This window comes from Marinobacter similis (genome assembly GCF_000830985.1).
Taxonomy (GTDB): domain Bacteria; phylum Pseudomonadota; class Gammaproteobacteria; order Pseudomonadales; family Oleiphilaceae; genus Marinobacter; species Marinobacter similis.
Window position 1 is genome coordinate 1,977,763 of record NZ_CP007151.1, and the last position, 18,214, is coordinate 1,995,976.

Below are 18,214 nucleotides of genomic sequence, written 5' to 3' on the forward strand. Positions count from 1 at the left end.
TGTTTTTTGGTTAAGGTGTCGGCGTTGAACTTTTGCGGTCGCGCTGTGTCGCAGTATCGTGTTTTCATGGCTTGTCCGGTGCGCCCGGGGCCCAATGTCATCTAACTGGATGTAGGTATGTCTGCCAGAAATTATGTGAAAAATGTGGTTATGGGTGCGGCCCTGTTCGCCGGTGTTGTGGTGGCCGCGCCGAGCACGGCGGGTGAGGTCGAGGATGGGATCGCTAACCGCCTGACCGCTGCCGTGCCAGGCCTTAAGGTGTTGTCCGTTAAGGAGTCCGAGGCGCCGGGTCTGTACGAGGTCCAGAGCAACAACGGCGATACCATTTACACCACCGCCGATGGTCAGTACCTGATGACCGGGGATCTTTTGAAGATCACCGATAACGGCATTGCCAATGTGACCGAAGAGGCAAGGGCCAGTCAGCGTACACAGACCATGGCTGATTTTGGTGACGACGGCGTGATCCGGTTCCCGGCCAAAGGCGAGCAAAAGGCTGAAATCCATGTCTTCACCGACATCGATTGCCCTTACTGCCGGAAGCTGCACGACGAAGTGCCCCAGCTCAACGCCTATGGCATTACCGTCAACTACTACGCCTTCCCAAGGTCCGGTCCGGGCACCCCTTCGTTTACCAAGTACGTGTCAGTCTGGTGCGCCGAGGATCAGCAAGCCGCCATGGATGCCGCCAAGGGTGGTCGCTCGGTCGCCTCAGCCAGCTGTGAGAATCCAGTGCTGGAACAATACCAGCTGGGTGGTCGTGTGGGTGTGACCGGAACCCCCGCCATCGTGCTCGAAGACGGCAACATGGTTCGTGGTTACGTGCCTGCAGACAACCTCGCCGAGGGTTTGGGCCTGCTCTAACGCCTGCCAGGGTCCCGTTCCGATACGGGACCCTTCACGGATTTGATACGGTTCCGGTTCAGGGCTTATTCACGGGCACCTGAATCGGTATACTGTCCCCCCAAAATTGCAATTCATCAGCACCCGTTCGGGATCAGAGGTGAAAGTTTGAAAGACGTCAGTGTCGGAATCTGCGGACTGGGTACCGTTGGCGGCGGTACATTCAATGTCTTGACCCGGAATGCCAGGCTCATTGCCGGCAGAGCAGGGTGCAACATCCGAATTACCCGGATTGCCAGTCGTCGTCCCCGGACCGATATGGATCTGGGCGATGTGCCGTTTTCGACCGATATCTTTGACGTCGTGAATGATCCCGGCGTGGACATCGTGGTCGAGCTCATCGGTGGTTATGACACTGCCAAAGAGTTGGTCATGACTGCCATCAATAATGGCAAGCACGTGGTCACCGCCAACAAGGCCCTGATCGCTGTGCACGGCAACGAGATTTTCGAGGCAGCTCAGAAAGCGGGCGTGGTTGTGGCCTATGAGGCCGGTGTCGCCGGTGGTATTCCGGTGATGAAGGCCATCCGCGAGGGTATGGCGGCCAACCGCATCGACTGGATCGCCGGTATCATCAACGGCACTGGCAACTACATCCTGACCGAGATGCGCGCCGGCCGTGAGTTTGCCGAAGTGCTGAAAGAAGCCCAGGACCTCGGTTACGCCGAAGCCGATCCGACCTTTGACGTGGAAGGCATTGATGCCGCCCACAAGCTGACCATCCTGCCTCGGCCGGTTTTGGTGTGCCGCTGCAATTTGAAAAAGGATTCACTGAGGGCATCTCCCAGATTACGCCCTACGATATTTCCCACGCCGAGCTCCTCGGCTACCGCATCAAGCACCTGGGCATTGCCCGTCGCCGCGATGATGGTATCGAGCTGCGGGTGCATCCGACCCTGGTGCCCCAGAGTCACCTGATTGCCCAGGTTGATGGTGTGCTGAACGCCGTTCTGGTGGATGGAGATGCCGTCGGCCAGACCATGTACTACGGCCCGGGTGCCGGTGACGAAGCAACCGCTTCTGCGGTTATCGCCGACATCGTTGACGTGGCACGGGCTGTCGCCAGTGGCAGTCAGCAGCGGGTGCCTTACCTTGGCTTCGAACCCGAGGCTCTTGAGGAGCTGGATGTGCTGTCCATGGAAGACATCCAGTCCGCGTACTATCTGCGCATTACTGCCCTGGACCGTCCGGGCGTGTTGGCCAAGATTGCCTCGATCCTCAGTGAGCATGGCATCAACATTGAGTCCATCATGCAGAAGGAATCCGAGCTGCAGGATGGCCGCATTCCGGTCATCATCCTGACCCATACCGTTCAGGAGCGGCAGATCAATCGCGCCATTGAAGAGCTGGAAGCCCTGACCGACACCGACGGTCATGTGGTCCGCATCCGCGCTGAAAACTTTAACTGACAGGTAGCTCGCACGTGAGATATATCAGTACGCGGGGCGAAGCCCCCGCACTGGGCTTTGAAGACGTTCTGCTCACCGGTCTCGCCACCGATGGCGGACTGTACGTTCCGGAATCCTTGCCCCATTTCAGCCTGGAAGAAATCCGGAGCTGGCGCGGGCTGTCGTACAGTGAGCTTGCATTCAATGTGATGCATCCGTTTGTGGACGACGCGATTCCGGCCGACGATTTCCGCAAGATGCTGGATGAAACCTACTCGGTGTTCAGCCACAAGGCGGTAGCGCCTCTGGTGCAGCTGGACTCCAACGAGTGGGTGATGGAACTGTTCCGGGGGCCGACCCTGGCGTTCAAGGATTTCGCCCTGCAGTTGCTGGGTCGTTTGCTTGATTACGTACTCGAGAAGCGCAAGCAGCACGTGGTCATCATGGGGGCGACCTCCGGTGACACCGGTTCTGCGGCTATTGAAGGCTGTCGTCGCTGTGAGCACGTGGACATTTTCATCCTGCATCCTCACGAGCGGGTGTCGGAAGTCCAGCGTCGCCAGATGACTACGGTGACCGGGGACAACATCCACAACATCGCTGTGCGTGGCAATTTTGACGATTGTCAGCGCATGGTGAAGGAAAGCTTTGGTAACCAGAACTTCCTGGGTGGCAAGACCCAGCTGGCTGCGGTGAATTCGATCAACTGGGCCCGGATCATGGCTCAGATTGTTTACTACTTCCAGGCCTCCCTGGCCCTGGGTGGTCCGGATCGCAGCATGGCGTTTTCCGTGCCCACCGGGAACTTCGGCGACATCTTCGCCGGCTATCTGGCCAAGAAGATGGGGCTGCCAATCTCCCAGTTGGTCATTGCCACCAATCGCAACGATATCCTTCACCGCTTCATGAGTGGCAACAAGTACGAGCAGCATCAGCTCGAACATACTCTGTCGCCGAGCATGGACATCATGGTGTCCAGTAACTTCGAGCGCCTTCTGTTCGATCTCCATGGCCGCGATGGCCAGGCCGTGAAAACGCTGCTGGAGAACGCTGCTAAAGGTCCGGTCAGCATCGAAGACTACCGCTGGAAGCACGCCCGCAAGTTGTTCGACAGCGATGCCGTGGACGACAAGGCGACCTGCGATACCATTCGCGAGATCCAGGACAAGAACGAGTATCTGCTGGATCCCCACACCGCCATCGGTGTGCGGGCTGCTCGCAATTGCCGTCGGGACAGCTCGGTGCCCATGATTACTCTGGGTACGGCCCATCCGGCCAAATTCCCGGATGCCATTGCCCAATCCGGAGTGTCGGTGAAGCCGCAGCTTCCCGCGCACATGGCGGACCTGTTTGAGCGCGAGGAACGTTACACCGTGCTCGACAACAACATCGCCGGTGTGCAGGAGTTTATTGCCAAGCACTGGAAGAACGCCTGACTTGGTATGACACCAAAAAAGATTCTGCGTCGCCCCCAGCCGGACACCACGCCGGCTTGGGGGCAGAACCTGCCGCCCTTGCTTCGCCGTCTCTACGCTGCCCGGGGTATCACCTCCGATGAGCAGCTGAGCTATACCCTGAAATCCCTGGCATCACCGATGGAGTTGCGCGGCATCGATCGTGCCGTCGAGCTGTTGGCCGAGGCCGTCGGGCAGCAGCAGCGTGTTCTGGTGCTGGGCGATTTCGACGCCGACGGTGCCACCAGTACAGCTGTCGCCATGCTTGGACTGTCGATGCTCGGGCTGCAAAGTGTCGATTTCCGGGTGCCAGTCGGTTTGCTGATGGCTATGGCCTGACCCCGGGCATCATCGAACGACTTCGGGATGAGGGCGAGTTGCCGGACCTGCTGGTGACCGTGGATAACGGTATCTCCGCTATCGAAGGGGTGAAGGCTGCCCGCGATATGGGCATGAAGGTAATTGTCACCGACCATCACCTGGCTGGCGACACCCTGCCGGAAGCCGATGCCATCGTGAATCCGAACCAGCCCGGTTGTCCGTTCCTGAGCAAGAATGCCGCCGGTGTTGGAGTCATGTTCTATGTCCTCACCGCGCTGCGTAAGCACCTGCGTGAGCAGTCGCTGCTGCCGCAACCTGAACCCAACCTCGGCGCGCTGCTCGACCTGGTTGCATTGGGCACCGTCGCGGATGTGGTGCCCCTGGATCATAACAACCGGATTTTTGTTGAGCAGGGCCTGCGCCGAATCCGTCAGGGCGAGGCCCGGCCGGGCATTCTGGCATTGCTGGAGGTCGCTGGAAGGGACCACAGTGCCATCAGCTCCACCGATCTTGGCTTTGTGGTTGGTCCGCGCTTGAACGCCGCCGGGCGTCTGGATGACATGAGTATCGGCATTGCCTGCCTGCTCGCCGACAGTCCCGACGAGGCTCGCCGACTGGCTCGTGAACTGGACACCTTTAATCGGGAACGCCGCACCATCGAAAAGGACATGAAAGCCCAGGCTCAGGATCTGCTGGCTTCGATGTCACTGGATCTGGAAGGTCTGCCCTGGGGATTGGCACTGTATGATCCGGAATGGCACCAGGGCGTGATTGGTATTCTTGCGGCCCGCATTCGGGAGCAAACCAATCGGCCGACCATCGCCTTTGCCAGCGACGATAACGGCGAAGACATCAAGGGTTCAGCCCGCTCCATTCCCGGCTTACACATCCGCGATGTGCTAGCTGCCGTGGATGCCCTCCATCCGGGTATGCTGAAGAAATACGGCGGCCACGCCATGGCTGCTGGCATGACCCTGGCCCAAAGCGACCTGAACGCGTTTTCCGAAGCCTTCGACAAGGTTGTGCGCGACACTCTGGTGGCTGCAGATTTGGAAGCCGCGATCACCACCGATGGCCCGCTGGCGCTGAATGAGCTGCGCCTGGAAACAGCAGCTCTGCTGAAGCGCGCCGGGCCCTGGGGTCAGCATTTCCCGGAGCCGATTTTCGATGGCGAGTTCCGGGTGGTCAGTCAGCGCGTGGTTGGCGAGAATCACCTGAAGCTGGTGCTGCAGCCGTTTGAGGGTGGCGGTATCATCGATGGCATTGCCTTCAATACCGGCCCCGAAGTGCCGGACTACACTCGCACCGGGGCGCGGGTGGTGTACAAGCCGGATGCCAATACCTTTCGCGGGCGGACCAACTTGCAGCTTTTGGTGGACTATCTCGAGCCTCTGGGCTGATCTTTTGTTGGTGGCTGGCCGCGAGCCGGGGTGTCTTTTCTTCTGGGAAAAACAACTCGCTGCGCTCAGACATCTTTTTCCCGGCAGAAAAGACACCCCGGCCCCCGGCCGACCGAGCCCAGGTAAAAGATCCCGTGCTTGCTCCCGTTCTTTTTGACGTTGGTCCGATGAGAAAGCTGCCCCCTGTCTGGAGGCGTTGAGGCGTCTGGCAATAACGTCTGCCGGCTACGGTGTGGGGAGAGCTTTTCTGCAGTGACAAAGGTGTCTGAGCGCAGCGAGTTCTTTTCACGAAAGAAAAGCTCTCCCTACGCCGGAGCCAGCCCCCGCTGCTTACCCCAAGCCTGAACCCGAACCCCAGTTCAGCCCTCTATGCGGAAACCCGCAGGCTGATTTACTGCCGGAAATCCGGTAGAATCCCGCCTCTGTTTTTACTCATCATTTTATAGAGCGAGTAAGGGTTTCATGGAAATCAATCCCATTGTGACGAAGATTAAAGACCTTCGTGAGCGCACTGAAGCGCTCAGGGGGTATCTTTGACTACGATCAGCGAAGCGAACGACTGGTCGAAGTAGAGCGCGAACTGGAACTGCCCACCGTTTGGGACGACCCAGAGCGGGCCCAGGCGCTGGGTAAAGAGCGCTCCGATCTTGAGCTGATCGTGAAAACCATCGACAACCTCACCAGTGGTCTGGGCGACGCCGAGAGCCTGCTCGATCTGGCCGCCGAGGAAGAGGATGCCGACACGGTTGCCGAGATCGAAGCCGATCTGGAAACGCTCGACAAGGAACTCGAAAAGCTGGAATTCCGCCGGATGTTCTCCGGGGAAATGGATTCCAACAACGCGTACCTGGATATCCAGGCTGGCTCCGGCGGCACCGAGGCCCAGGACTGGGGAAACATGCTGCTGCGCATGTACCTGCGCTGGGCTGAGCGTCGCGGCTTCAAGGCCGAGATTGTCGAACTGCAAGAAGGCGACGTGGCCGGTATCAAGAGCGCCACTATCCATATCCAGGGCGACTACGCCTACGGCTGGCTGCGCACCGAGACCGGTGTCCATCGCCTGGTTCGCAAGTCGCCGTTCGATTCCGGTAACCGTCGTCACACCTCGTTCTCGTCGGTGTTTGTGTCGCCGGAAGTGGACGACAGCTTTGAGATTGAGATCAACCCGTCGGACCTGCGCGTCGATGTCTACCGGGCATCCGGTGCTGGTGGTCAGCACGTTAACCGGACCGAGTCTGCGGTCCGTCTGACCCACAATCCGACCGGTATCGTGGTGGCCTGTCAGGCTGGCCGAAGCCAGCATCAGAACAAAGATCAGGCCATGAAACAGCTGAAAGCGAAGCTGTTTGAGCGCGAGATGCAGGAACGCAACGCGGAGAAACAGAAGGCCGAGGACGCCAAGGCCGACATCGGCTGGGGCAGCCAGATCCGTTCTTATGTGCTGGATGACAGCCGCATCAAGGATCTGCGGACCAAGGTTGAGACCAGCAATACCCAGACGGTACTGGATGGCGATATCGATAAATTTATCGAAGCCAGCCTGAAGATGGCGCTGTAATTATTGGCAGCGCCCAAAGAACCCGGACATTCCCGATTTTAGTGAGCCAACATGACTGATCACACCCAGAATGCACAGCCTGAGGACAACAAGCTGATTACCGAGCGTCGCGCCAAGCTGTCGGAGCTTCGCGAGCAGGGCAATCCCTTCCCCAACGATTTTCGTCGTGATGCCACTGCGGCCGAGCTGCAGGCGACCTACGGCGAGAAAACCAAGGAAGAGCTGGAGTCCATGGGTATCAAGGTGGCCATCGCCGGCCGCATGATGCTGGATCGTAAGGCGTTCAAGGTGGTTCAGGACGCGTCTGGCCGTATCCAGATCTACGCGTCGAAAGACGTGCAGAAGGACACCAAGCACTGGGATCTGGGCGATATCATCGGTGTTCGTGGCACCTTGTCGAAATCTGGCCGGGGCGACCTCTACGTCACCATGGACGAATACGTGCTGCTGACCAAGTCCCTGCGTCCGCTGCCCGAGAAGCACAAGGGTCTGACCGATACCGAGGCCCGTTACCGCCACCGGTACGTGGACCTGATGGTCAATGAAGACAGCCGCCGGGTGTTCCACGCCCGTTCGAAAATCATCAGTGCCATGCGTCAGTACTTCACCGACCGGGATTTCATGGAAGTGGAAACTCCGATGCTGCAGGTGATCCCGGGTGGCGCCACCGCCCGTCCGTTCGTGACTCATCACAATGCCCTGGGCATCGACATGTACCTGCGCATCGCGCCGGAGCTGTTCCTCAAGCGTCTGGTTGTCGGTGGCTTTGAGCGGGTGTTCGAGATCAACCGTAACTTCCGGAACGAGGGGCTTTCGACCCGCCACAACCCGGAATTCACCATGGTGGAGTTCTACCAGGCCTACGCTGACTACAACGATCTGATGGACCTCACGGAGGACATGATCCGCACCATCGCCCAGAAAGTCCTGGATACGACCACGGTGGTCAATACCCGGACTCTGTCCGATGGTACTGAGGAGTCAGTGGAGTATGACTTCGGCAAGTCGTTCGAGCGCCTGACTGTCGTTGAAGCCATTCTGCGCTACAACCCGGATGTGAAGGCCGAGCAGCTGGCGGACGAGAACTCAGCCAGACAGGTGGCCAGGGACCTTGGTATTCACCTGAAAGAAGGCTGGGGCCTGGGCAAGGTTCAGATCGAGATCTTTGAAGCCACTGCCGAGCATCGTCTGATTCAGCCGACCTTCATCACCGAGTACCCGAAAGAAGTATCGCCGCTGGCTCGTTGCAAGGACAGCAACCCGTTTGTTACCGAGCGGTTCGAATTCTTCGTCGGCGGTCGCGAAATCGCCAACGGCTTCTCCGAGTTGAACGATGCCGAAGATCAGGCTGAGCGTTTCCAGGAGCAGGTTGCCGAGAAGGATGCCGGTGACGACGAGGCCATGTTCTACGACGAAGACTATGTCATGGCGCTGGAATACGGCCTGCCACCGACCGCCGGTGAGGGTATTGGTATCGACCGTCTGGCGATGCTGCTGACCAACAGCCAGTCAATCCGTGACGTCATCCTGTTCCCGGCCATGCGCCCGGAGCACAAGGCAGAAACCCGCAACAACGAGGGCTGAGCCATGCACCGGTTGAGGTTCTGGCGCATCAGCTCAGGCCTGATCGGGGCTGGTCCGATCACCTCGGTAATGAATTCCGCCAGCCCTATATGAAGGCGCTGGCGGAGTTTCTGGCGGCAGAGGAGCAGGCCGGGACGGCTTTGTTCCCGGCCCGCGATCACTGCTTCAATGCCCTCAACAGTACCCCTCTTGCCAATGTCTCCGTGGTGATACTCGGGCAAGATCCCTATCATGGACCCGGGCAGGCTCACGGGTTGTGCTTTTCGGTCCGGCCCGAGGTGGCGACGCCACCGTCTCTGGTCAACATCTTCAAGGAAATTCGCAGCGATCTTGGTATCGAGACGCCTGATCACGGTTGTTTGCAGCCGTGGGCCGATCGCGGTGTGCTGTTGCTGAACAGCGTGCTGACCGTGGCGCAGTGCCAGGCTGGCGCCCATCAGGGCAAGGGCTGGGAGACGTTTACCGACAGGGTGATCGAGACCGTCAATCGTGAGCGCGAAGGGGTGGTGTTTCTACTCTGGGGCGGTTACGCCCGCAAGAAAGGTCGACACATTGATCGTGATCGACATCTGGTGCTGGAGGGACCGCACCCTTCGCCGTTGAGTGCTTATCGCGGTTTTTTCGGCTGCCGCCACTTTTCCCGCGCTAATCAATGGCTGCAACAAAAAGGGCAGCCATCCATTGATTGGACGCTGCCCTCCAAAGCCGAGTTGATCGCTAACTATCAGTTCTAGCGATCCACCCTGATCACCAAGTCCAGTCGTTACTGCAGAAGCGCCATCGCGGCTTCCATCTGGGCGTTGAGGTCTTCTTCCTCGCTCATGTCGATGTTCGGATCAAGGCCCATGCGCTCAAAGGCGGGGATGTCATTCCAGTCCATTTCAGTCCATGGATGCTCGCTGCCTGCCACCAGTTGCAGGTTGGCCACCATAACCAGGTCGGCGTAGTCGGCAGCCGGAGCCTGGCGTTGGAAGTTGGCGTATTCCAGGGGCACATTCTGCAGTTCGGGCGGGAAATCCCAACGCTTGAGGATGGTCGCGCCCAGACGCGGGTGCAGTTCCTCAATGACGTTGTCGAGCATGATGCTACTGATCTGGATGTCTTGGTCTTCCACGTAGCGCAGAATCGGCAGCACACCAATCAGGTGCACCAGCCCCGCCAGTGTTGCCTGGTCGGGCTTGAGCCGGGTGTAGTGCTGGGCCAGCACGTGACAGATACCAGCCACTTCGGTGCTGGTCTGCCAGGTTGCACGCAGGCGCTTGTCGATCATGTCTGAGGTGGCCTGGAACATCTGTTCCATGGCCAGGCCCATCGCGAGGTTGCTGGTGTAGGCCATGCCCAATCGGCTGACCGCCATGTTCAGGTTTTCAATGGCCCGGCTACCCCGGAACAGCGGGCTGTTGCAGACCCGAATGATGCGGGCAGACAAGGCAGTGTCATTACTGATGACTTTGACCAGATCGGCAATGCCCGAATCCTCATTCTCCGCGATCTCCCGAACCTGCAGGGCAACTTCCGGCAGCGTGGGCAGCAGCATCTTGTCATTTTCAATGGCATCAAGCAGTTCAGTCTTAATGGTTTCGACGATATTCGACATGGTCAGTAGCAATCCGCTTGTCAGGAATGGGTTCCGGCGGTCAGAAACTGCCAGCGCCCAGGAAAATCAATTAAGTGAGTTACTTTATAGCAAATCAGCCCATATTTTCCTGTCAACTTATGTATCTGTCTGAGGACTTTTTTCCCGCTCAGGTACGGCGTAGGGCAGCGGCAGCAGATCTAGCGCGACGTCAGCGTAACCCTCTACCGCCAGTGGCTTGTCTGCGGCATCGTGCCGAAGCACCGCAAGTAACTCGCAGGTGCCGTTGGCCAGTGCTACCGCATTGACCACGGTGCCGACCGACCGGCCGTCGGCCTGAACCGATGCTCCGGGCTGCGGCGTTTCCGCACTGGCAAGTCGGCAGCGGAACAGGCTTTTCTTCAGCTGACCGAGAAAATGCATCCGCGCGATGACCTCCTGACCGGTGTAGCAGCCTTTCTTGAAATGCACACCACCGACGTGTTGCCAATTCAGCATCTGGGGAACAAAAGCTTCTCGAGTCTGTTCTGTAAGACTGGCAATTCCGGCGGCAATCTCCGACGCCTGCCAGTCTGCTTCGGGATGTTCATCGGTGTCATCGAGGGCAGTCTGACCAGGCCCTGTGTGCCAGAGTTCGAACCGGTCGAGGCCATCACCAGTTGGTTCGACGCGAATCAGGAAGCCACCGTCAACGGCCACCGTATCGCCGGGCTGGTTCAGCTCGCCGAGCCCGTCGCCAGCCAGGGCGCTTGCCACCGAGGTGCCGAACAGACCCATGACACGGCCTTCGTTGACGGTCTCTGCCGACGTGCCCCGGAACAGCATCAGGTATTTGCGCAGTTGGGTCAGGGTGGCGTCAGCCAAATCGTGTTGCAGGTCAATCAGCACGTCGTCGCCGTCACGAACCATGCGCGTCAGGCAGTAAGCCCGACCCTTGGGCGTGGCGGCGGCCGCGCGGGGCGAGTACCCGGTGATGACTTCATCCAGGTGCTGGCTGAATTGACCTTGCAGGAACTTGTCAGTGCCCGGTCCGCTGATGCGCACCAGCAGCCGGTTGCTCAAGCTCGACCAGCCGGTCTCGGGCAAAGGAAAATCGGCGGTCAATGGGGCAGAACCACTGTCTGCGGTGACCGGGGATTTCGCGTCAGTCATGGAGTACTCCAACTCGGGGCGTTACACGGGGTTTGGCTGAGATCGGCCCAGTCTGAGCCATACCCGCAGGCGACGAAATTCATCTTCCGGCACGTTACCACGAACAATGCCGTTGCCGGTCAGAAGAATCGCGGAATATGGAAACAATCTGGTGCCGACAGGTCGCAGTTTCAAGAGTGCGAGGTGGGGGGCGAGCTGACTGGAGCTGGCTATTTCCATGGCGACGGTGCGGGAATGGCCCAGCTGGGCGTAAAGTTGCCCATCCAAAACCTGTAGGGCGGTCACGGCGCGTTTTGTGCTCAGCAACCCCGTGCTACGGAACTGAAAGAGGGCGCCGGCCAGGGTTGGAATGAGGCCCAGCAGTAGCGGGCCTTTGTTGGACGTACCTGCTATCAGGATAAAGCAGGCCATCGCCAGCCAGGATGCCGAGGCAACCAGACCGGCGGCTAGCGATGGCTGAAGTGGCAGCTCAATCCGGCTGGACACGATTCACGATCATGTCGACCATGCGCTGAAGATCCGGATCTTCCGGACGGCTGCGCTGCATGAACCACTCGAACATGTCATTGTCCTCGCAGCTGAGCAGCTTCTTGTAACGAGCCTTGTCTTCGTCAGGAAGGTCGCGGTAGACCTCCTCGATAAATGGAATGAGGAGGTTGTCTAATTCCAGCATGCCGCGGCGGCTGTGCCACCACATGCGGTTGAAATCGACGTTGTCGGAGGAAGCAGTGTGTTCGGGCATAGCGGATTCCGTTGAGTTGAATGGGTTGTTAGCTAAAACACACCCCGGTCAGGGGGATAGCGTACGGTAGGTGGTTGGAACCAGCACGGTGTCCTTCGCTTCACTGGTCAGTCCAGGGAAATCCAGGGTGTAGTGCAGACCCCGGCTCTCCTTGCGCTGCAGGGCCGAGCAGATGATCAGATCAGACACGGTCACCAGATTCCGCAATTCCAGCAGGTCATTGGATACCCGGTAATTGCTGTAGAACTCGCCGATCTCCCGGGACAGCAGATCGACGGTGCTTGGCTCGCTGCAGCCGTTTGGTGGTGCGCACGATTCCGACGTAGTCCCACATGAAGTGGCGCAGTTCATCCCAGTTGTGCGAAATCACGACGTCCTCATCGGAGTCGCGAACCTGGCTTTCATCCCAGTCCGGGGCGTCGGGCGGTGGCGGGATGTCTGCTTCCCGGCGGGCAATATCCGCCGCCGCCGAACGGCCATAGACCAGGCATTCCAGCAGGGAATTGCTGGCCATCCGGTTGGCTCCGTGCAAACCGGTAAAGCCCGCCTCGCCAACAACGTACAGGCCGTTGATGTCGGAGCGGGCACGCTCGTCGGTGATGATGCCGCCACAGGTGTAATGGGCGGCCGGCACCACCGGCAGGGGTTCGCGGGTTATGTCGATGCCAAAACCAAGGCATTTCTCATAGATGGTCGGGAAGTGGTGCTTGATGAAGTCGGCCGGCTTATGGCTGATATCCAGGTACAAATGGTCAGCACCCAGGCGCTTCATCTCATGGTCGATGGCCCGGGCCACGATATCCCGGGGCGCCAGTTCCGCGCGCTCATCGAAGCGGTCCATGAAGCGGCTACCGTCTGGCAGTTTCAGCAAACCGCCTTCACCCCTGACTGCTTCGGTAATGAGAAACGACTTGGCATGGGGATGGTACAGGCAGGTCGGATGGAACTGGTTGAATTCCATGTTGGCAACCCGGCAGCCGGCCCGCCACGCCATGGCAATGCCATCCCCGGACGCGCCATCCGGATTGGTGGTGTAGCGGTACGCCTTGGAGGCGCCGCCGGTGGCGATCACCGTAAACCGGGCCCGGAAGAGTTCCACGTGGTTGTCTTCCAGATTCAGGATATACGCGCCTACACAGCGGTTACCCGGCAACGACAGCTTCCGGTGGGTGATCAGGTCGACTGCCACCCGGCTGGACATCAGCTCGATATTGGGTCGTGCCAGCGCCTGTTCGGTCAGTGTGGTAGACACCGCGTGGCCGGTCGCATCGGCGGCGTGGATGATGCGGCGATGACTGTGACCGCCTTCCCGGGTGAGGTGGTAATGGGCGTTTTCATCTTTCGTGAAATCGACCCCGGAATTAATCAGCCAGTCGATGCTTTCGCGGCCGTGCTCGACGGTAAATCGGACTGCATCCTCGTGGCACAGCCCGGCACCTGCGGCCAGAGTGTCCTGGATGTGATCTTCGGTGGAGTCGTCGTCATCGAGCACCGCGGCAATACCGCCCTGGGCCCACAGTGTCGCACCGCTGGAAATGTCGGCTTTGCTTATAACGCAGATCCGCAGGTGTTCGGGCAGGTTGAGTGCAACGGTCAGGCCGGCTGCACCACTGCCGATAACAAGGACATCGAATTCGTAGGACTGTGGCATTGGGTTGTGATCGCGGGCCATAATGTGGACGCCTATTGAACTAAACTTTGCACGTGCTGTCTATTTGGCCTGAATGGGTCAGCCGCCTCACGGGGAGCGCCCTCTTCTTTTAATGGACGCCGGACAGCAAGAATGAATCAACGAAGTCTCGCAAAGGCCCAATCTTTGGCCGAGAAAACAGGGAAGCCCGGCAAGCCGTCCATGACTCCTGACCAAGACCCACGACAGGGTGAACGAAGCGACAGTCAGACCGATCTTCAGCTTGTACGCAAGGTGAGGAATGGTGATCGTGCGGCGTTCGATCTACTGGTGGTCAAATATCAGTCCCGAGTGGCGTCGATCATCAGCCGTTATGTTTACGATAGTCAGGAAGTGATGGATCTGACCCAGGAGGCCTTTGTGAAAGCCTTCCGGGCCATGGATCGGTTCCGTGGTGACAGTGCGTTTTATACCTGGCTGTACCGGATAGCGGTCAATACCGCCAAAAATTATCTCGAGTCGCGCGGGCGCAGGCCCCAGGGCAGCGCAGACGTGGCCGAGGCCGAGAATTTTGATGACGGCGGTCGGCTTCGGGACGTCGCGTCGCCCGAGCGGATGTTGCAGAGGGAAGAGCTCCAGAAGGCGTTGTCAGAGGCTATTTCCCAGTTGCCGGAAGAGCTACGCTCGGCGTTTTTGCTGCGCGAGTATGACGGGCTCAGTTACGAAGACATTGCCCGGATTCTCGACTGCCCGATCGGTACCGTGCGTTCGCGTATTTTTCGGGCCCGTGATTCCGTTGATCGGTATCTCGGGCCTTTGCTCAATCATTCAGTGACGTAGTTGAGGGTGCATCCGATGGATGATCGTCTCAGAGAAACACTTTCCGCCATGATGGACGATGAAGCCGACGAGCTGTCGGTTCGTCGCCTGCTGTCCCACGGTCGGCAGGACGAAGTATGCGATCAGTGGCAGCGTTGGCAGCAGGTTCGGGGCTTGATGCACAAGAATCACTCGCCGGCCGAGGGCGTGGATGTCAGTGGTGCCGTCCGGGAGGTTCTCGATGGCCGGCCCCGGCGCATCAGTGAAAAGGATCCGGCAGCGCCAGATCGGTAGCCCGCTGGCAGTGGCCAGCGGTTGCCATGGTCACCATGGCGCTGCTCATAGGCTTTGGTGCCGGTGCCGGTTGGGAGTCAGTAGATACCAATCAGGGTGCGCCGGTGGCTAGCGCTGAACTCAACAAATCCACTGAGATGCAACCGGTGGATGAAGTGGCGTTGCAGGGGCTGGATCAAGAGCAGTGGGAACACGTCAGTCGGTACTTGCTGGAGCATGCCCAGCACAACAGCGTGGGTGCCGGTCGCGGATCGGTGGGCTATGCGCGCATGGTCAGTGCCACAGGCAGCGGTTACTGATGTTGGATGCAAAGTTCAATGCGTTTAGCCGGGCGGGCGGTCTCCTGCACCGAGGCTGGCGTCATCTGATGGCCGCAGCTGCACTGGTAATGTTGGTCGCCAGCCCATTGGCGGCGAGCGAACCGAACCAGGCCAGCCAATGGCTGGAGCGTCTGGGGCCAGCCCTGAATATGACCTCTTATCGAGGTGTTTTCGTATACGCCCGCGGCGACCGGGTGCATTCCATGCGTATCGCGCACCGGTTCAGGAATGGCATGGTTCACGAACGCCTGGTTTTGCAGGACGGTGGCGATGGTGAAATTGTCCGCAAGGGCATGAACGTGGTGTGCGTGTTGCCCCGGCATGGCGAGGTTCGGCTGGACCAGGTGATTCCGTCAGGCCCTTTTGCCGAGGCCTACGCCAATGAACTTGTGCCGGTAAGCCGCTGGTACAAGGCTGAGCTGGTTGGCGAAGATCGTGTGGCCGGCTATGACGCGGTGATCATTGCGTTAACGGCCAAAGATCCACATAGATACAATCATCGCCTCTGGCTGGAGAAAGCCAGTGGCCTGTTGGTCAAGAGTCACGTGGGCGAGCCCCGTGGCAAGGTCTTGGAGCATTTCCAGTTTACCAGTCTGGAAATTACGGATGACCTCGCCGACAGCGAATTTGAAATTCAGACCAAGGGTCGGGAAGTGACCCACAGTCTTGAACAGGAGCCATCGCCGGAGCCGGTTCAGAGTTCAGTCATGAAAGGCTGGAATCTGGGGTGGCAGCCGCCGGGGTTTGTGCCGGCCGCCGCGCCGCGCTCTGGTCCAGGGCGAGCCATTGCCTTTTCCGACGGTCTGGCAGCATTCTCGGTGTTCGTTGAGCCGGAGGGTGCGGTCAGAATGCCGGTTGGTGCCTCACGTATTGGTGCCACCACCGTATACATGCGGGAGCTTGATGCCGGCAATGGCCGGTTCCTTGTGACCGTGGTGGGCGAAGTGCCGCCAAAAACCGCGCGTAAAGTGGCGGAATCGGTGCGCGTTGATGATGCCTGGCACTCCATTCGGATGATTCATGATTACTGAAACCGGAACTGTAATTGCACTCAAAGGTGAGCAGGTCTGGGTTCAGACCATTCGCCAGAGTGCCTGTGAAAGTTGCTCGGCCCGCAGTGGCTGTGGCCAGCGGGTGATGGCATCGGCGTCCGGCGGACGCGCCAATCAGGTGCTGGTACACAATGCGGTGAGTGCCCGGGTTGGTGACGAGGTGACGCTTGGCATCAATGAGCAGGCGCTGCTGTCCGCTTCGCTGGTGGTCTATGCGGTTCCGCTGCTGCTGATGGTGCTGGCGAGTATCGCCGGCCACCAGTTGTCCGGTGGCGAGGATGCTGGCGCGATAGCGGGGGCGTTGGCTGGGCTGGCGGCCGGTTTCTGGATCGGCCGACGGCTCCAGGCTGGCCGGGGTGACCGTTACCAGCCCCGGCTGCTTCGGGTAAATCGCATTGCTGCTGGGGAGTGGGCCTGACCTGTACTCAAACCCTACCGTTTTTTAAGTTGAAAAACGCTTCGTCGATCTCAAAAAATGAGTGTGGTGACATGAATCTAAGGGAGAACAACATGCCGACAATACTGACAGAGGTCGCTCAACCTGCACCTGCCAATCGGGTGTGGAGAGGGTTCTGTGCTCTGCTGATGCTGTCCGTCATGGTTTCGGTTTTCTGGAGTCAGGGTGTTGCGGCTGCAGGCCTGCCCGATTTCACCGAGCTGGTGGAAGAAAACTCCAGTGCAGTGGTTAATATTGCCACCACCAGCGCGCCCAAAAGTGGCTCGCAGGGATTCAGGGGTTTCAAAGGTTTTGATGGCACCCCATTTGATCAGGAGCAGTTCGAACAACTTCCCGAGTTCTTCCAGGATTTCTTCCGGGGCCCCAGTCACCTTTTGGTGGCGGTCAGGGCAAGTCCCGGCCTCGCCGCTCCATGGGCTCGGGTTTCATTGTGTCCCGGGATGGCTATGTCCTCACCAACAACCACGTGGTGGAAGGGGCTGATGAAATCATCGTGCGCCTGAACGATCGCCGCGAACTGCCGGCGACTCTGGTGGGAACCGATCCCCGTTCGGACATGGCAGTACTGAAGATCGAAGACGGTGATGACCTGCCAGTGGTACAAATTGGCCGCTCCCGCAATCTCAAGGTGGGCGAGTGGGTGTTCGCGATTGGTTCGCCTTTCGGGTTCGACTACACCGTAACCGCGGGTATTGTGAGTGCTCTCGGCCGGTCACTGCCGACCGAGAATTATGTTCCGTTCATTCAGACCGACGTTGCCATCAACCCGGGAAATTCCGGCGGCCCGTTATTCAATCTGGATGGCGATGTGATCGGTATTAACTCCCAGATCTACACCCGCTCCGGTGGTTTCATGGGGGTCTCGTTTGCCATTCCCATCGACGATGCCATGAACGTATTTCGGCAGATCCGCGACAACGGCACCGTGGCACGGGGCTGGCTTGGCGTGCTGATCCAGGAGGTCAACCGTGACCTGGCCGAGTCCTTTGGCCTGAAACGGCCGAGAGGCGCGCTGGTGGCAGAAGTGATGGAGGGGTCGCCGGCACAGCAGGCTGGATTGCAATCGGGCGATATCGTGTTGGCTTATGATGGCGAGGACGTGCAGTTGTCGTCCGATCTCCCGCCGATGGTAGGCAGAACGCCGATTGGAGAAACCGCTCAGCTCACAGTGCTTCGCGGTGGTGAAGAGATTGAGCTGGACGTCGAAATTGGCAAGCTCCCGGAGCAGGGCGGCGAGAAGAAAGCCGCACCGGAGGATAGCTCGGGGGATTCATCGTCGGCGCCGCTGGGCATGCTCGTTGAGCCCGTCCCGGCTGAACTGGCTGACTCCCTTGGCGTCGATGGCGGTGTGGTAGTGTCTGATGTCGCCCGCGGGCCCGCCTTCGAGGCCGGTATCCGGCCGCGGGACGTGATCACTGAGATCAATCGGGAAAAGGTATCGTCGGTCGAGGAGTTCCGCGAGGTGATTGAGGCACTCCCGAAGGACCGGGCGGTGTCAGTGCGAGTAATCCGTCAGGGCAGGGCAGTTTATCTGGTTATGAAGCCCTGAGCTTCCGGGCCTCCC

At 59.2% G+C, this 18,214-nt stretch carries 14 protein-coding genes and 4 pseudogenes; 13 read left to right on the forward strand and 5 right to left on the reverse strand.

The window, feature by feature from the left end:
* Positions 1-150 precede the first annotated feature (150 nt).
* The 7 genes and pseudogenes from AU14_RS09150 (at position 151) to ung (ending at position 9,342) form a co-directional block, all read left to right on the forward strand.
* On the forward strand, positions 151-864 hold the full coding sequence (locus tag AU14_RS09150; protein WP_407942850.1) for a DsbC family protein: 714 nt from the start codon (positions 151-153) through the stop codon (positions 862-864).
* Between the two features lie 147 nt (positions 865-1,011).
* Positions 1,012-2,312, forward strand: a pseudogene (locus AU14_RS09155) (homoserine dehydrogenase).
* A 14-nt stretch (positions 2,313-2,326) separates the two neighbouring features.
* Positions 2,327-3,727, forward strand: a complete 1,401-nt coding sequence (gene thrC, locus AU14_RS09160; RefSeq protein ID WP_041340446.1) for a threonine synthase — start codon at positions 2,327-2,329, stop codon at positions 3,725-3,727.
* Positions 3,728-3,733: 6 nt separating this feature from the next.
* Positions 3,734-5,466, forward strand: a pseudogene (gene recJ, locus AU14_RS09165) (single-stranded-DNA-specific exonuclease RecJ).
* Between the two features lie 462 nt (positions 5,467-5,928).
* A protein-coding gene (prfB, locus tag AU14_RS09170) for a peptide chain release factor 2 (protein ID WP_148312731.1) occupies positions 5,929-7,024 on the forward strand; the annotation gives its coding sequence in 2 pieces (ribosomal slippage) (positions 5,929-6,000 and positions 6,002-7,024; 1,095 coding nt in all).
* Positions 7,025-7,075: 51 nt separating this feature from the next.
* Positions 7,076-8,608 (forward strand): lysine--tRNA ligase, encoded by a 1,533-nt coding sequence (gene lysS / locus AU14_RS09175; RefSeq protein WP_041340449.1) that lies wholly within the window; start codon positions 7,076-7,078, stop codon positions 8,606-8,608.
* On the forward strand, positions 8,605-9,342 hold the full coding sequence (gene ung / locus AU14_RS09180) for a uracil-DNA glycosylase (protein ID WP_041340451.1): 738 nt from the start codon (positions 8,605-8,607) through the stop codon (positions 9,340-9,342). The genes lysS and ung overlap by 4 nt, the downstream gene beginning before the upstream one ends.
* A gap of 29 nt (positions 9,343-9,371) precedes the next feature.
* Here ung and AU14_RS09185 read toward each other — a convergent pair whose 3' ends face one another.
* The 5 genes and pseudogenes from AU14_RS09185 to nadB all read right to left on the reverse strand — a co-directional run bounded on the left by AU14_RS09185 (position 9,372) and on the right by nadB (position 13,729).
* Positions 9,372-10,205, reverse strand: coding sequence for an HDOD domain-containing protein (locus tag AU14_RS09185; protein ID WP_041340453.1), 834 nt, complete (start codon positions 10,203-10,205; stop codon positions 9,372-9,374).
* 117 nt (positions 10,206-10,322) lie between these two features.
* Complete coding sequence (gene ygfZ / locus AU14_RS09190) at positions 10,323-11,336, reverse strand: CAF17-like 4Fe-4S cluster assembly/insertion protein YgfZ (protein WP_041340455.1); 1,014 nt, start codon at positions 11,334-11,336, stop codon at positions 10,323-10,325.
* Between the two features lie 21 nt (positions 11,337-11,357).
* Positions 11,358-11,822 carry a hypothetical protein gene (locus tag AU14_RS09195; RefSeq protein ID WP_041340457.1) on the reverse strand — a complete coding sequence of 155 codons (465 nt, stop codon included), beginning with the start codon at positions 11,820-11,822 and terminating at the stop codon, positions 11,358-11,360.
* A complete protein-coding gene (locus tag AU14_RS09200) occupies positions 11,806-12,078 on the reverse strand; it encodes an FAD assembly factor SdhE (protein WP_041340459.1) in 273 nt (90 codons plus the stop codon). The genes AU14_RS09195 and AU14_RS09200 overlap by 17 nt, the downstream gene beginning before the upstream one ends.
* Before the next feature lie 48 nt (positions 12,079-12,126).
* Positions 12,127-13,729: pseudogene (gene nadB / locus AU14_RS09205) on the reverse strand (L-aspartate oxidase).
* A gap of 132 nt (positions 13,730-13,861) precedes the next feature.
* Between nadB and rpoE the strand changes: the two are divergent.
* From rpoE to AU14_RS09230, 6 genes and pseudogenes are all read left to right on the forward strand, one after another.
* A complete protein-coding gene (rpoE, locus tag AU14_RS09210) occupies positions 13,862-14,548 on the forward strand; it encodes an RNA polymerase sigma factor RpoE (RefSeq protein WP_041340461.1) in 687 nt (228 codons plus the stop codon).
* Between the two features lie 15 nt (positions 14,549-14,563).
* On the forward strand, positions 14,564-14,821 hold the full coding sequence (locus AU14_RS21235; protein ID WP_236743928.1) for a sigma-E factor negative regulatory protein: 258 nt from the start codon (positions 14,564-14,566) through the stop codon (positions 14,819-14,821).
* A gap of 35 nt (positions 14,822-14,856) precedes the next feature.
* A complete protein-coding gene (locus AU14_RS21240; protein WP_236743929.1) occupies positions 14,857-15,120 on the forward strand; it encodes a hypothetical protein in 264 nt (87 codons plus the stop codon).
* A 68-nt stretch (positions 15,121-15,188) separates the two neighbouring features.
* A complete protein-coding gene (locus tag AU14_RS09220) occupies positions 15,189-16,172 on the forward strand; it encodes a MucB/RseB C-terminal domain-containing protein (RefSeq protein WP_052472146.1) in 984 nt (327 codons plus the stop codon).
* Positions 16,162-16,611: a SoxR reducing system RseC family protein gene (locus AU14_RS09225; RefSeq protein WP_041340462.1), complete on the forward strand. Its 450-nt coding sequence runs from the start codon at positions 16,162-16,164 to the stop codon at positions 16,609-16,611. Before AU14_RS09220 ends, AU14_RS09225 begins: the two co-directional genes overlap by 11 nt.
* A 167-nt stretch (positions 16,612-16,778) precedes the next feature.
* Positions 16,779-18,199 (forward strand): annotated as a pseudogene (locus AU14_RS09230) (DegQ family serine endoprotease).
* Positions 18,200-18,214 lie beyond the last annotated feature (15 nt).